This is a genomic window from Bacteroides sp. Ga6A2 (assembly GCF_000702225.1).
GTDB lineage: Bacteria > Bacteroidota > Bacteroidia > Bacteroidales > Bacteroidaceae > Ga6A1.
In genome coordinates, this window is the sequence record NZ_JNKX01000016.1 from 26,369 (window position 1) to 42,151 (window position 15,783).

General features: G+C 46.3%; 11 protein-coding genes. 3 read left to right on the forward strand and 8 right to left on the reverse strand.

Annotated features, from left to right (window positions below):
• Positions 1-3: 3 nt before the first annotated feature.
• The 4 genes from T538_RS0105335 to T538_RS0105350 all read right to left on the reverse strand — a co-directional run bounded on the left by T538_RS0105335 (position 4) and on the right by T538_RS0105350 (position 2,234).
• On the reverse strand, positions 4-969 hold the full coding sequence (locus T538_RS0105335) for an SPFH domain-containing protein (RefSeq protein ID WP_031532588.1): 966 nt from the start codon (positions 967-969) through the stop codon (positions 4-6).
• 110 nt (positions 970-1,079) lie between these two features.
• Positions 1,080-1,286: a helix-turn-helix domain-containing protein gene (locus tag T538_RS0105340; RefSeq protein ID WP_031532587.1), complete on the reverse strand. Its 207-nt coding sequence runs from the start codon at positions 1,284-1,286 to the stop codon at positions 1,080-1,082.
• A 15-nt stretch (positions 1,287-1,301) separates the two neighbouring features.
• Entirely contained in the window at positions 1,302-1,997 is a 696-nt protein-coding gene (locus T538_RS0105345; protein WP_031532586.1) for a DUF2975 domain-containing protein, read from the reverse strand.
• 18 nt (positions 1,998-2,015) lie between these two features.
• Positions 2,016-2,234, reverse strand: a complete 219-nt coding sequence (locus T538_RS0105350) for a hypothetical protein (RefSeq protein WP_031532585.1) — start codon at positions 2,232-2,234, stop codon at positions 2,016-2,018.
• Positions 2,235-2,765: 531 nt separating this feature from the next.
• Between T538_RS0105350 and T538_RS0105355 the strand changes: the two genes are divergently transcribed.
• Positions 2,766-5,159 carry a thioredoxin-like domain-containing protein gene (locus tag T538_RS0105355; RefSeq protein WP_031532584.1) on the forward strand — a complete coding sequence of 798 codons (2,394 nt, stop codon included), beginning with the start codon at positions 2,766-2,768 and terminating at the stop codon, positions 5,157-5,159.
• Between the two features lie 75 nt (positions 5,160-5,234).
• A complete protein-coding gene (locus T538_RS18345; protein WP_155993011.1) occupies positions 5,235-5,420 on the forward strand; it encodes a hypothetical protein in 186 nt (61 codons plus the stop codon).
• A gap of 126 nt (positions 5,421-5,546) precedes the next feature.
• Here T538_RS18345 and T538_RS0105360 read toward each other — a convergent pair whose 3' ends face one another.
• On the reverse strand, positions 5,547-5,768 hold the full coding sequence (locus T538_RS0105360) for a DUF2795 domain-containing protein (RefSeq protein WP_031532583.1): 222 nt from the start codon (positions 5,766-5,768) through the stop codon (positions 5,547-5,549).
• 130 nt (positions 5,769-5,898) lie between these two features.
• Here T538_RS0105360 and T538_RS0105365 point away from each other — a divergent pair, with 130 nt between their 5' ends.
• Positions 5,899-6,987 carry an SGNH/GDSL hydrolase family protein gene (locus T538_RS0105365; protein WP_031532582.1) on the forward strand — a complete coding sequence of 363 codons (1,089 nt, stop codon included), beginning with the start codon at positions 5,899-5,901 and terminating at the stop codon, positions 6,985-6,987.
• A gap of 183 nt (positions 6,988-7,170) precedes the next feature.
• Here the strand turns inward: T538_RS0105365 and rpoC are convergent, their stop codons facing one another.
• The 3 genes from rpoC to rplL form a co-directional block, all read right to left on the reverse strand.
• On the reverse strand, positions 7,171-11,448 hold the full coding sequence (rpoC, locus tag T538_RS0105370; RefSeq protein WP_031532581.1) for a DNA-directed RNA polymerase subunit beta': 4,278 nt from the start codon (positions 11,446-11,448) through the stop codon (positions 7,171-7,173).
• Positions 11,449-11,473: 25 nt separating this feature from the next.
• A complete protein-coding gene (gene rpoB / locus T538_RS0105375) occupies positions 11,474-15,280 on the reverse strand; it encodes a DNA-directed RNA polymerase subunit beta (RefSeq protein ID WP_031532580.1) in 3,807 nt (1,268 codons plus the stop codon).
• A gap of 104 nt (positions 15,281-15,384) precedes the next feature.
• Positions 15,385-15,759 (reverse strand): 50S ribosomal protein L7/L12, encoded by a 375-nt coding sequence (rplL, locus tag T538_RS0105380; protein WP_031532579.1) that lies wholly within the window; start codon positions 15,757-15,759, stop codon positions 15,385-15,387.
• Positions 15,760-15,783 lie beyond the last annotated feature (24 nt).

The following is a 15,783-nucleotide window of genomic DNA, read 5'->3' on the forward strand; positions in this document are numbered from 1 at the left end:
CTGTTAATGGTTCAACGTTCCTGTGTTTACAACGGGCTGTGCCGATTCGTCGCCGCAGAGCACAACAAGCAGATTGCTTACCATTGCTGCCTTCTTGTCGTCGTCGAGTTCTACAATTTCCTCGCCAGACAGTTTATCGAGCGCCATCTTTACCATGCCTACTGCGCCCTCAACAATCTTCTCGCGAGCGGTGATTATAGCCGATGCCTGCTGACGGCGAAGCATAACTGCCGCAATCTCTGGGGCATAAGCCAGATAGTTGATGCGAGCCTCAACAACCTCTATTCCTGCCAAAGCAAGACGCTCGTTCAGTTTCAATTCCAACTGCTCGTTAATCTCGTCTGCGCTCGAACGCAGAGTAGGCTCGTCGCTCTTGTTGTCCTCATCGTCGTATGCATACTGTCCTGCCACCTGACGAAGGGCTGCATCGCTCTGCACGCGGACAAAGTTCTCCAAAGCGTTCATAAGCCCCTTGGTATCAGAGCCTATAGTGTTAGGATTTGCCGCCATCGTCTGAGAATCGACCTCGAAAAGAGCCTTGTAAGTATCGCTCAGTTTCCACACAAGCACAAGACCAATCATCACCGGATTTCCAGTCTTGTCGTTCACCTTTATTGGGTCGGCATCAAGATTTCGGGCGCGGAGCGAAACCTTCTTTGTCTTGTAAAAAGGACAAATCCAGAAGAAGCCTGTCTTCTGAAAAGTTCCGCTGTACTTTCCAAACCATGTCGTTACCCTCGCCTCGTTTGGCTCTTGCTGCATCAGTCCGCACCACATAACTATGTTTATGAGAATAAGCAGAACCGAGAATCCCATTATCCAGCCACCGTCGGAGCCATGACTATCGTCGAGCTGAATAACGCTGAAAATAAAACTTAAAATTCCAAAAATCAAGATGATTGCGTTAACAAACAGCATCAAGAAGCCGTTCATTACCAATCCTTTAAATTCAAATTCTTTTGTTTCCATATTCTTACGATTTAATAAATTGATATCATTTTGATATCACAAATATACGCACATTTTTAATATTTCAAAGTGTACGAATAGTTATTTAACTTTTATTAACACTCAGGAAATCAATCCTCGCGATATTCCAGAATGTCGCCCGGCTGGCAGTCGAGAGCCTTGCAGATGGCTTCGAGAGTAGAGAATCTGATTGCCTTCGCCTTGCCTGTCTTTAAGATGGAAAGGTTTGCCTGAGTGATGCCGATTTTCTCGGCAAGTTCCTGCGATGACATCTTCCGCTTTGCCATCATCACATCTACGTTTACAATTATACTCATTTTCTTTCAGTCTAATTAAATTGTCAAATCCTGCTCATCCTTCAAGTCCTTGCCCATCAGGATTATTTGCGAGATTATCATCAGAGCCAAACCTGTTATTATGTACATGCTGTTGCAATCGTTACGGAAAACGATATAATAGCCAGCCAACCTTACCTCTCTGATGAAATACTGCATAATGACATACGAGCCTATAAACTGGAACAGATAAAGGACTGTGAGAAGAATTCCCGTGGTTTCGAGATATTTCGAGACTTTTGTAACAAACACTTCGCCCTTGCGGATGCTTTGCACAAGTTTAAAGACCATGCACAGAATCCACACAACAACTACCGCCTCGAGCGCAAGCAGAACAATGGCATAAACCAGCGTAAAATTCTTGAGTGGCGAATCGGAAGCAGGCTGTATAAGTTTAGCCTTCTGCATCTCAATCATATACGTCTGGTTATCAAACTTTGACATCAGAACTTTCTGCGTATTCTTAGGCTTCACATACACCTCGTAACTTATCGTCGGAAAGTGTTTTGTTACAATTCCGCCATTGTCGAGCGTGTCGCGACTGGCATACCACGACGGAACATCGGCAATCTCCATTTTCTCATCGGGCACAGAAGCGTAGGTTACATTATCGAAAATGACAAAATTAGTCAGCACAATGGCTATCAGCACTGCAACAAACAGCGTGATGTAATTTCTAAGTTTCTTGTTCATAGCATATTAAGTTTATATTCATTGACATCCAAGGTTTATAAGTCGGGCAAGAAATGCCTCGTAAGGAATTACGACACCGCCAACAAGCGAATCGCGCGAAACGAAGCCAGAAGATAGTTCGGCAAATCCAATTTTGCTTCCCGACATCGGCCGACTACAATGCTGTATGTTCGTTGCCACCAAGACAGCGAGCCACACAACGCACAGCACAATGTATTTCTTTGCATTGATGTTCATAGTTATTCTATTTTATTGTTAAACGATAAATATTTTCGGTACAAAAATAAACAGAATATTTAAATCAGCAAAGAAAAACAATATTATTTTATTGTTTTACGATAAAATAATGAATTATGATTGTGGAAGACAAAAATTAAAGACAAGGAAATTTACATACAAAAATATTCCAACAGATTTACCGTGCTCACCAATAACACCATTCAATACCAGCATTACCTTTTATAACTAAGGTTCCAGCAACTTTCCACATTGTTCTATAGCACATAAGTCTTGTGTCCCTAATCCGTGAGTTCCGAACTTAAACATACCAGTGCATATTAGTACGATACTCAAAGACATTGAAAGAAAGGTGTTAGTTATATCATTCAAAAAACTCGAAATGTAGGACGTTTCAAGGAATAATTGTCAGAGAATTGATAAGCGTTCATGTTTTTTATGTCCTGTAAATTAAGAAAATTTAACATACCGTAGTGTCACATTTCCGCGATTACGACGTCTAATATATAGTGAAAAACAATAAAAAAAACAATGAATAAGAAAACCATCACCACATTATTGCTCATGCTTACCATTGTCAGCGTATGGGCACAGAAAGTTTGGAACAATCCGGGCTATCGTAACACACCTTACGGATTCCAGTTTGATGTTAACGAGGTGGAGTTCCGTCCTGACGAGACGGTGCTTCACATCACTGTCAGAAACCATCCTAACGCCCGGTTCTCTTTCGGCAAGAGCACTGTACTAAAGACGGAGGATGACAAGTCGTACCCCATCATCAGCGCAAATAAGACACGCGATGGCGAGACAGACCTTGCGCTTGACAAGCATATCCCTCTTCCGGAATCTGGCAAGACGGACGTGGCACTCCACTTTCAGCCATTGCCACAAGATGTCAAGCAGTTTGACCTTATTGAAGGCTATGCGTACAACTATTTCAAGATTTGGGACATCACCGACCCTGCATATAAGAAACAGGCATTGTTATTCAACAGCAGTTGGCGCAATGTAGAGACGGGTGAATGGGTTATCAGCCTTTTCAATGATTATGCCGTATATGACAGTAAGGTCTGGCAGTATGACAAGAAGTCGGACAAGAAGGTTGTGCTATCCTCCGGAGGTGAGAAGACAGCCATCACTATCGGTAAGGAAAAAGATGGCAAGCGCGTATTCAAGATTGGCGATAAGAAGCTGACGCTCGCTGCTATTACCACCACCTCTGTTACCGACTATCCTGTGGCCGACGATACGGCCTTCAGCCCAGAGTTGAAGGAAGGGAATGCCGTTGTGAGCGGTTGGCTGAGGTATCCTAAGGAGATTCTCAAGAACAGTCTGACGGTAGAGGTATCTCATGGTGACGTAGCAGTTGATGACTATGCTCATTTCTCTACTCAAACCGACTCTTTGGGACGCTTCGAATTGAATGTTCCGCTCGTTGGCACACAGGGAGTTTCACTGCTTATACGAACCACCGGCAAGAATGAAGTTTTCGATGGCGTTAGCATTGTACTGACTCCTGGCGAGAAGTATTTCATGCTGAAAGACTTTAAGTCATCGCAGACACTCTTTATGGGCAATGACGCGCGACTGCAGAACGAATTGCAGGCGGAGAGTCCGAGCATGGATTATATGGGATACATTGATAACCCTGTTAGCGATGACTCTGTAAGGGTCATGGCAAAGAAGTGGATAAACAGCTATGAGCGGTGTCTGGCTAAGTACAAGGGTTTCCTGGCTCAGCACCCCAACATGAGCAAACGCTATCGTGACTACCTAAGCGAGAATTCTCGCATACACGCCTGCTCCGCATTGCTGATGATGCATTATGCCACCTATAGCCGCGTATTGCCAGCCGACATCATGCAGTGGGTAGAAGAGCACTCTGCCGTTGACACTTCACTGCCTGTCAATCTCATTAGCGGAATGTCTTCGATGTTGAGATACCAGCGCGAGTGCTATATACAGTCTGACCCGCGAATACATGTGCTGCAGGGAGAAGTCTCTGCCCTGCCTTGGCTCGCGTCGAAAGGTATGCTGCAACTCAGCGACAAGGATAATGTCGCCATCAGTCAGGTTGAGAAAATGAGAAGAGAGACCTATGCCCTGTATTCTCAGATAAAAGACCGCCGCACGCTCAGAGATTCCATCAACAGCATTCAGGAGAAATACACAAAGTATATCGATGCTGTCAGAAAAATCCAAGAGAGTGACGAATACCAGAAGGCAGTGAAAACACTGTGCGCTGGTGGCGAACAAGGTATTGCCAATGCCATCATCGACTCGCTTGTCACCGACCCACTCGTCAACAGCATTCACCATGCACAGATACTCAACGAATATATTGAGCGCGAAAGATGTGCACTGCCAGAGGAACTGGAACCCTACATCGCACTCATCAAGGAACCGCTCTTCAGGGATGTCATCATCAGGAAGAACGACTACTACAAGCAAGTAATGAAGGAAAAGGAAGAGGCTGTGAATGCGGTCATCCATCCGTCATCAGACGTGGAAGGACTCACGGACGGCAAGGCTATCATCGACAAGATTATCGAGCCGTATCGGGGAAAGATTGTGTATCTCGACATCTGGGGAACGTGGTGTGCGCCATGCAAGCGCAAGTTGAGCAAGGCGCACGAACTCAAGGCCAAACTGAAGGACTACGACATTGTGTATCTCTATCTGGTAAATCGTTCGCAAGAGAAGTCGTGGAAGAATGTCATAGCGGAGTATAATCTCACGGAGCCAAATTGTGTTCACTATAACCTGCCTACCGACCAGCAGCATGCTGTTGAGCAGTATGTCGGGCTGACAGGCTACCCAACATACCGTCTTTTCGACAAGCATGGCAATATGCATCACCTCCATTGGCTCGACGACGAAAACCTGTCCGAGTTCAAAAAGAAACTTGATGCGCTGAAAGAATAAATTCTTGATCAGAAAGTATTATTTTGCACCCAGAGAGCAATAGGATTTTCACATAGAATAAGTAGTCAAAACCGTATGAATAAACTAAATAGCAATATACCTAAATATTGCACGCTAAGCGAGTTGGTGAAATACATTACTGAAGATTCTGGCTGCACCATTGAGGAGACTATGGAACGTGCTTGCAACTCACAGTTGTTGCCAGCCTTGCAAAATGAAGATGGGGAAACTCTATGTTCAAAGTCCTGCATAATGAACTAATGGGCAAGTTCTGAACTGTTCGGAATTCCCGAGCGGTTCAGAACAAACACAAAACATCAGCGAGACAAACAAATAGTATTTGCTTGTCTCGCTGATAATTAGTTGATTGGTAGACTATTCTACCGTTTAATACTCATCCTCGTTGAACAAAAAGTCCTCTTTTGCAGGATAATCAGGCCATACATCTTCAATGCTCTCATATATATCGCCTTCATCCTCAATCTCTTGCAGGTTTTCTATAACCTCAAGAGGAGCACCCGAACGCTGTGCGTAATCAATCAATTCCTCCCTTGTTGCTGGCCAAGGGGCATCTTCCAACTTAGAAGCCAATTCCAAAGTCCAATACATAGTCTTATAGGTTTTTTAAAGTTCTTTACAAAAATCCGTGCAAAAATAGCACAATTATTAAGAAATACAAGAATATTTCTTTTTTTTTACTTATCTTTGCCTACATTAATTCATTTTATATATACAAAGGATGAAAAATCTAAGACTATTGGCACTTGCAGCACTTCTTAACTTTAGTGCCGTAACTTATGCGCAATATAGCAATTTCGTTCCTGCAAACAACCCAGAAATCGTATATATGGGACGAATAAACAATTCTGATCCAACAACACCTAAGTTCGTATATCCGGGTGTGCAGATCAGCATGCGTTTTACCGGAACTGAAATAAAGATGAAATGCAAGCCCAACAGCGGATTCTTTATGATAAAGATTGATGACAACCTGCCGTTCAAAATAGAGTTCGGCGAAGGCATCAACGAAGTGGGACTGGCAAAGGGTATGCCAAACACCAAACATACCGTAACAGCAACGCTCTGCTACGAAGGCTATCAGAGAGTTCCTGAATTTCATGGATTTGTGATAGACGGACAGGTAGAGAACGCTCCCAAACTCCCTACACGAAAACTTGAGTTCATCGGTGACTCGCAGACATGCGGATACGGCATCGACGATGTTAGCGGAACGGAGAGCAAATTCTACGACAAGACCGAGAATTTCTACTATACATACGCAGCCGAGACTGCCCGACAACTTAACGCACAGTACGTAACGGTCTGTCGCTCGGGCATCGGAGTTTACCGCAACTACAACGGTCCGGAAACAGGAAATCCAAAGGAGGCGATGGTTGACATCTATCCGCTTACAAACTTCGGCGACCCTTCGCAGAACTGGGATTATGGCTCATACGTTCCCGACGTGGTTTGCATAAACCTCGGAACAAACGACACAAGCGTAGGCACATACAAAAAAGAACTTCTCGAGGATGGTTTCCGCAAACTCTACAAACTTGTCAGAGCACGCTATCCTGATACAAACATCATCCTCATAGACGGATGTATGCTTAACGGCAAGTCGCTTCAGGATGTGCAGGGAGCAATAACAAAGATTGTTCTCGAAGCCAACGAGAGCGGCGACGTAAAAATCTTCCGACTCGACTTCTCGCCACAAGACGGCTCGCTGGGCTACGCAACGCACAGTCATCCGTCGGCACGACAGCAGAAGTGCATGGCAGAGGAGTTGGTACCATTCATCCGCAGAATCACAAACTGGAAAGACTAAACCTTTTTTCAAATAATAATCAGCGGACGTTCAGATAACGAAATCTTGAACGTCCGCTTTTTTCGTATATTTTCCTTATTTCTAAGCTATCATATTTCTCCGAAAATCATTACGATAAAACAAAAAAATAAGGTGATGCAACCTGATGTGCATCACCTTATAATTAAGTATTTTGGAAATTTATTAGTCCTCTGAATAGCCGATAACAGCCTTGCGGTTTGCCATCATGCGCTCGTAATCCTCACGGTTGCTTACGATAATCTTCTCGAACTCGCGAAGACCAGTACCCGCAGGAATCAAGTGACCGCAGATTACGTTCTCCTTCATACCCTCAAGTTTATCAGACTTACCGTTGATTGCAGCCTCGTTGAGCACCTTGGTTGTCTCCTGGAAGGAAGCAGCCGACATGAAACTCTTAGTCTGCAATGCTGCACGGGTGATACCCTGAAGAATCTGAGTAGAAGTAGCAGCTACAGCATCACGAACCTGAACAGTCTTCAAGTCGCGGCGCTTAAGCATACTATTCTCGTCGCGGAGCTTACGTGCTGTAACAATCTGACCCTTCTTCAATACTGTAGAGTCGCCAGCGTCAGTTACAACCTTCTTGCCCCAGATGCGGTCGTTCTCCTCCATGAAGTCGAGCTTATCTACAATCTGCGACTCAAGGAAGCGAGTATCGCCCGGCTCGTTAATCTGTACCTTGCGCATCATCTGACGAACGATAACCTCGAAGTGCTTATCGTTAATCTTCACACCCTGCAAACGGTACACATCCTGAACCTCGTTTACGATATACTCCTGAACGGCAGTAGGACCCTTGATGGCAAGGATGTCGGCTGGAGTGATTGCACCATCAGACAATGGAGTACCGGCACGAACGTAGTCGTTCTCCTGAACAAGAATCTGCTTTGACAACGGAATCATGTACTTCTTCTCCTCGCCCAACTTAGATGTTACTGTAATCTCACGGTTACCACGCTTAACCTTACCCATTGTAATCTCACCGTCGATTTCAGAAACAACGGCTGGATTAGATGGGTTACGAGCCTCGAACAACTCGGTTACTCGTGGAAGACCTCCGGTGATATCACCACCCTTGGCAGCGGCACGAGGAATCTTAACCAAGATGTCACCAGCCTTAACAGACTGACCGTCCTCAACAGCGATGTGACCACCCACAGGGAAGCTGTATGAACGTATCAACTGGCCGTTCTCATCGTTGATGTGAGCAACTGGAACCTTTGTCTTGTCCTTAGACTCAGTGATGATGATTTCGCGCAAACCGGTTGTCTCATCGCTATCAACACGATAAGTAACACCCTCAATCATGTCTTCGAACTGGATGCGACCAGATGTCTCGGTAACGATTACTGCGTTAAATGGATCCCACTTAGCAATAACATCACCAACGGCAACAATCTGACCTTCTGTTGCATACAGAGTTGAACCGTAAGGCACGTTTACTGTTGACAATACGATATTTGTATTTACGTCAACGAAACGCAACTCGGCAAGACGACCAACAACTACGCGAGCTGCCTCGCCTGTCTCCTCAACAACATCAACAGTTCTAAGTTCGTCGAACTCAAGTTTAGAAGCGTTCTTTGCTACGATACGAGCGTTTGCTGCGGCATTGGCAGCGACACCACCGGCGTGGAATGTACGAAGTGTAAGCTGAGTACCCGGCTCACCGATTGACTGTGCAGCGATGACACCGACAGCCTCACCCTTCTGTACCATTCGGCTTGTAGCAAGGTTACGACCGTAACACTTCTTACAAACACCGTGCTTGCTCTCGCAAGTGAGCACTGAACGTATTTCGACGCTCTCGATTGGAGAATTCTCAATCTTCTGAGCAATTTCTTCTGTAATCTCCTCGCCCGATGCAACAAGAAGTTCACCAGTGCTTGGATGTATAATATCGTGTACCGATACACGACCAAGGATTCGCTCCGAAAGTGATGAGATAACATCATCACCGTTCTTAAGGGCTGTACATACAAGGCCGCGAAGAGTACCACAGTCGTCCTCGTTAATGATAACATCGTGAGAAACATCGACAAGACGACGAGTAAGGTATCCGGCATCGGCAGTCTTCAACGCAGTATCGGCAAGACCCTTACGAGCACCGTGAGTAGAGATGAAGTACTCGAGCACTGACATACCTTCCTTAAAGTTAGAAAGGATAGGGTTCTCGATAATCTGTGCGCCCTCGGCACCAGCCTTCTGAGGCTTAGCCATCAGACCACGCATACCCGCCAACTGAGCAATCTGGTCGGCAGAACCACGGGCTCCAGAATCCAACATCATGAACACGGCGTTGAAACCCTGATCGGCCTCGGTCATCTGCTTCATCAACACCTTCTTAAGGTCGTTGTTTGCGTGTGTCCAAGTATCGATAACCTGATTGTAACGCTCACTGTCGGTGATGAAACCCATGTTATAGTTCATGGTAATCTGCTCAATCTCCTCGTTACCCTTCTTGATGATGTCTTCCTTCTCCTTTGGAATGATGATATCTGAAAGGTTGAACGACAGACCACCCTCGAATGCCAAGCGGTAACCAAGGTTCTTGATACCGTCAAGGAACTCGCAGGCACGAGCCATACCAACTGCCTTGATAACGTCTGAGATGATGCCACGAAGTGTCTTCTTAGAGATGATATCGTTGAAGAATCCAACCTCATCTGGAATAACCTCATTGGCAATTACACGACCAACTGATGTCTCGCGCATAATTGGAACGATGTTTCCGTTCTCGTCGAGGTCGTTTACAAGAACCTTAACGATTGCGTGGATATCAACCTTGCCATCGTGATATGCGATAAGAGCCTCCTCTGGACCGTAGAAAATCTGTCCCTCGCCCTTTGCGCCCTTACGAAGCTTTGTAATATAGTACAAACCGAGCACCATATCCTGTGAAGGAACGGTGATAGGAGCACCGTTGGCTGGGTTCAGGATGTTGTGTGCCTGAAGCATCAGCAACTGAGCCTCAAGGATAGCCTCGTTGCTCAATGGCAAGTGTACCGCCATCTGGTCACCATCGAAGTCGGCGTTGAACGCTGTACATGCAAGTGGATGCAACTGAATAGCCTTACCCTCGATCATCTTAGGCTGGAATGCCTGAATACCAAGTCGGTGAAGAGTAGGGGCACGGTTCAGCAACACTGGGTGACCCTTCATTACATACTCAAGGATATCCCAGATAACTGGGTCGCGACGGTCTACAATCTTCTTTGCAGACTTAACAGTCTTTACAATGCCTCTCTCAATCAGCTTACGGATGATGAATGGCTTGTAAAGCTCGGCAGCCATCAACTTTGGCAGACCGCACTCGCCCATCTTCAGCTCAGGACCAACGACGATTACCGAACGAGCAGAGTAGTCAACACGCTTACCCAACAAGTTCTGACGGAAACGTCCCTGCTTACCCTTCAATGAGTCAGAAAGTGACTTCAACGGACGGTTAGAATCTGTCTTAACTGCGCTACTCTTGCGTGAGTTGTCGAACAAACTGTCTACAGCCTCCTGAAGCATACGCTTCTCGTTACGCAAGATAACCTCTGGAGCCTTAATCTCGATAAGTCTCTTCAGACGGTTGTTACGGATGATGACACGACGGTAAAGGTCGTTGATATCAGATGTTGCGAAACGTCCACCATCAAGCGGAACCAACGGACGCAACTCTGGCGGAATGACAGGCACGTTGCGTACAATCATCCACTCAGGCTTGTTCTTTCCGCGGCTTGCACGGAATGATTCAACAACCTGAAGACGCTTCAGAGCCTCGTTCTTGCGCTGCTGAGAAGAGTCGCTGTTTGCACGGTCGCGCAACTCGTATGACAACGAGTCGAGGTCGATGCGGAGCAACAAGTCGTAGATAGCCTCGGCACCCATCTTGGCGATGAACTTGTTAGGATCGTTGTCCTCAAGCATCTGGTTGTCAGATGGAAGCGAGTCCATGATGTCGAGGTATTCCTCCTCAGTAAGCAAGTCGTTCTGCTGAACCTTCTCGCTCATAACACCCGGCTGAACTACAACGTAGCGCTCGTAATATATAATGGCATCAAGTTTCTTGGTTGGCAGACCAAGAAGATAGCCAATCTTGTTTGGCAGTGAACGGAAATACCAGATGTGAGCAACTGGCACAACCAACTGAATGTGTCCTGAACGCTCGCGACGAACCTTCTTCTCGGTAACCTCAACGCCGCATCGGTCGCAGACGATACCTTTGTAGCGGATACGCTTGTACTTTCCGCAATGGCACTCATAGTCCTTTGTAGGACCGAAGATGCGCTCGCAGAACAAACCGTCGCGCTCAGGCTTGTAGGTGCGGTAGTTGATGGTTTCAGGCTTCAACACCTCACCAAACGAATTTTCCAGAACTTCTTCAGGCGAAGCAAGTCCGATGGTAATCTTCGTGAAATTACTCTTTATCTTTAAATCTTTTCTAAAAGCCATAATTCTTTATATTGTAAAGAGTTTGTTAATCTAATGTGATGCTCAAGCCAAGACCTCTCAACTCGTGCAGCAACACGTTCAGAGACTCTGGGATGCCCGGAGTTGGCATTGGATCGCCCTTGACGATTGCCTCGTATGCCTTTGAACGGCCTGTCACATCATCAGACTTGATTGTTAGGATTTCCTGAAGAACATGGGCTGCACCGAATGCCTCGAGTGCCCAAACCTCCATCTCTCCGAAACGCTGACCACCGAACTGTGCCTTACCACCAAGTGGCTGCTGAGTAATCAAACTGTAAGGACCGATAGAACGTGCATGCATCTTGTCCTCAACCATGTGGCCTAACTTCAAGAAGTATGTGATACCTACGGTTGCAGCCTGGTCGAACATCTCACCTGTACCACCGTCGTACAAGTGCATTGAACAGTAGCGTGGCAGACCAGCCTTGTCAGTCCACTCGCACAAGTCGTCGAGTGAAGCACCGTCGAAGATTGGAGTAGCGAACTTAACGCCGAGTTCCTTACCTGCATAACCAAGAACGGCCTCGAAAATCTGTCCAAGGTTCATTCGAGAAGGCACACCCAGTGGGTTCAATACCAAGTCAACCGGAGTACCATCTGGAAGGAATGGCATATCCTCCTGACGAACAATCTTAGATACGATACCCTTGTTACCGTGACGACCGGCAAGCTTATCACCTACCTGAATCTTACGCTTCTTGGCAACGTAAACCTTAGCCATCTTCAAGATTCCTGATGGAAGCTCGTCACCGATAGTGATTGCAAACTTCTTACGCTTCAACTGAGCGTCGAGTTTCTTGTACTTCTTGATATAGTTAAGCACGAGGTCGCGGATCATACCGTTGATGCGTGCATCTGAAGTCCACTTAGACAACTGAACTGTAGTGAAGTCAACACCAGCAAAAGTACCTCTTGTAAAGTGTGCTCCCTTGCTTACAATCTCAGTATTCATGTAATCCTTAACACCAGCAGACTCTCTGCCATCGGTCAAAACCATCAGTTTGTCGATGAGAATCTTGCGAAGTGCCTCAGCCTCCTTCTCGAACTCCTCGTCGAGAGCAGCAAGTTTCTGCTTGTCGGCAGCCTTCTCGCTACGGTTCTTAACGGCACGCTCAAACAGTTTGCTGTCGATAACAACACCGCTCAACGATGGAGAAGCCTTCAATGAAGCGTCCTTAACATCACCGGCCTTGTCGCCGAAGATAGCGCGAAGCAACTTCTCTTCTGGAGTTGGGTCAGACTCACCCTTTGGAGTAATCTTACCAATAAGAATATCGCCCGGCTTGATTGTTGCACCGATACGAACGATACCGTTCTCGCCCAAATCGTGTGTAGCCTCTTCGCTTACGTTAGGAATATCGCTTGTCAACTCCTCGGCACCGCGCTTAGTCTCGCGAACCTCAAGAGAGAACTCCTCAACGTGAACAGATGTAAGAAGGTCTTCACGAACAACGCGTTCGTTAAGCACGATGGCATCCTCGTAGTTGTAACCCTTCCAAGGAATGTATGCAACGAGAAGGTTCTTACCCAATGCAAGCTCGCCGTTCTCAGTAGCGTAACCCTCTGTAAGGATATCGCCAGCCTTAACGCGCTGACCAACCTCGCAGATTGGACGCATATCGATAGTCATGTTCTGGTTTGTTCTGCGGAACTTAGGGATAACGTACTCCTTAAGTGCAGGCTCAAAGCTTACGAACTCCTCATCCTCTGTTCTGTCGTAGAGAATGCGGATTGTAGTAGCATCAACAAACTCGATAACACCGTCGCCCTCGGCAGTAATCATTGTACGAGAATCCTCGCAAACCTGCTTCTCGATACCTGTACCTACGATAGGTGCCTCGGTACGGAGCAATGGAACTGCCTGTCTCATCATGTTCGAACCCATCAGCGCACGGTGAGCATCGTCGTGCTCCAAGAATGGGATAAGAGATGCAGCGATAGATGCAATCTGCTGTGGAGCAACATCCATAAGGTCTACCTGAGTTGGCTCAACAACTGGGTAATCAGCATCCTGACGACACTTAACCTTGTCTCTCAAGAAGTTTCCGTTCTCGTCGAGTGGAGCATTTCCCTGACCGATAATCTTGTTCTCCTCCTCCTCTGCGGTGAGGTAGACAATCTCGTTTACGTTGCAGACGCCGTTCTCAACCTTACGGTATGGAGTCTCGATGAAACCAAGGTCGTTAATCTTTGCATATACGCACAATGAAGAAATCAAACCGATGTTCGGACCTTCAGGCGACTCAATAGGGCAAAGACGACCGTAGTGAGTGTAGTGTACATCTCGAACCTCGAAACCAGCACGCTCACGAGAAAGACCACCAGGACCAAGGGCAGAAAGACGACGCTTGTGAGTTACCTCAGCCAATGGGTTTGTCTGATCCATGAACTGTGAAAGAGCGTTTGTTCCGAAGAATGAATTGATAACAGACGAAATAGTCTTGGCGTTAATCAAATCAGTTGGAGTGAACACCTCATTGTCGCGAACGTTCATGCGCTCGCGTATTGTTCTGCTCATACGAGCAAGACCTATAGCGAACTGATTGCTCAACTGCTCACCTACCGTACGAACGCGACGGTTGCTCAGGTGGTCGATATCATCGACAACAGCCTTTGAGTTAATCAGCTGAATAAGATACTTGATAATCTCAATGATATCCTCCTTTGTCAGAACGCGAACATCCATGTCGGTATCGAGTCCCAACTTGCGGTTGATGCGGTAGCGACCAACCTCGCCCAAATCGTAACGCTTGTCAGAGAAGAACAGGTTCTGGATAACCTCGCGGGCACTTGCCTCATCAGCAGGGTCAGCACTTCTCAACTGACGGTAGATATAAAGCACAGCCTCCTTCTCAGAGTTACTTGGGTCTTTCTGAAGGGTGTTGAAGATAATTGAGAAATCAGAAGCATTGGCATCCTCGTGGTTTACAAGGATTGAAGGCACGCCGCTGTCGAGGATGATTTCGATGTTGTCCTCGTCGAGAACTGTCTCGCGGTCCATAACAACCTCGTTACGCTCGATAGAAACAACCTCACCTGTATCCTCATCAACGAAGTCCTCGGTCCAGCTCTTAAGCACACGGGCAACGAGCTTGCGGCCAACCAGCTTCTTCAAGTTTGTCTTGTTAACCTTAACCTCCTCGGCAAGGTTGAATATCTCAAGAATGTCCTTGTCATTCTCATAACCGATAGCACGCAGAAGCGTTGTAACAGGCAACTTCTTCTTACGGTCGATGTATGCGTACATCACATTGTTGATGTCTGTAGCAAACTCTATCCAAGAACCCTTGAATGGGATGATACGAGCTGAATAGAGCTGGGTACCGTTAGCATGTACGCTCTGGCCGAAGAATACGCCCGGTGAACGGTGCAACTGAGAAACGACAACGCGCTCAGCACCGTTGATGACAAATGTACCATTATCTGTCATGTAAGGGATAGGACCCAAGAAAACGTCCTGAATAACTGTGTCGAAATCCTCGTGGTCTGGGTCTGTACAGTAAAGCTTCAGCTTAGCCTTCAACGGAACGCTGTAAGTCAAGCCCTGCTCCAGACACTCAGCTATAGAGTAGCGAGGTGGATCAATATAATAGTCCAAAAACTCAAGAACGAAGTTGTTTCTTGTGTCAGCGATTGGGAAATTCTCAGAGAACACCTTGAACAGACCATCATTCTTTCGAAGTTCTGGTGGAGTGTCCAACTGAAGGAAATCTCTGAACGACTTCAACTGCACATCCAAGAAGTCTGGGAATGCCACAGGATTCTTGATAGATGCAAAGTTGACACGATTGTTTATAGTTTGTGATGCCATCAGCTATGAAAAAATTATTCTTTTTTTGAATATTTTTAGACGCAAAAAGGTTAAGAACCCTCAAACTGAGGATTCTTAACCATGATTTCAGATTATACTGATAATTACTTAAGCTCAACTGAAGCGCCAGCAGCCTCAAGAGTAGCCTTCAAAGCCTCAGCGTCAGCCTTAGAAAGACCCTCCTTTACAGTAGCAGGAACACCGTCAACGATATCCTTAGCCTCCTTCAAACCAAGGCCACAAGCCTCCTTAACAGCCTTTACAACGCCAAGCTTAGCAGCACCTGCGCTTGTAAGAACTACATCGAAAGAATCCTTCTCTGCAGCAGCCTCACCTGCAGCAGCAGGACCAGCAGCAACAGCAACAGCTGCAGCAGCAGGCTCGATACCGTACTCATCCTTAAGGATAGTTGCCAACTCGTTTACATCTTTAACAGTCAAATTTACCAATTCTTCTGCAATAGCTTTCAAATCTGCCATTTTATTTAAAATTTAAAAGTTTTA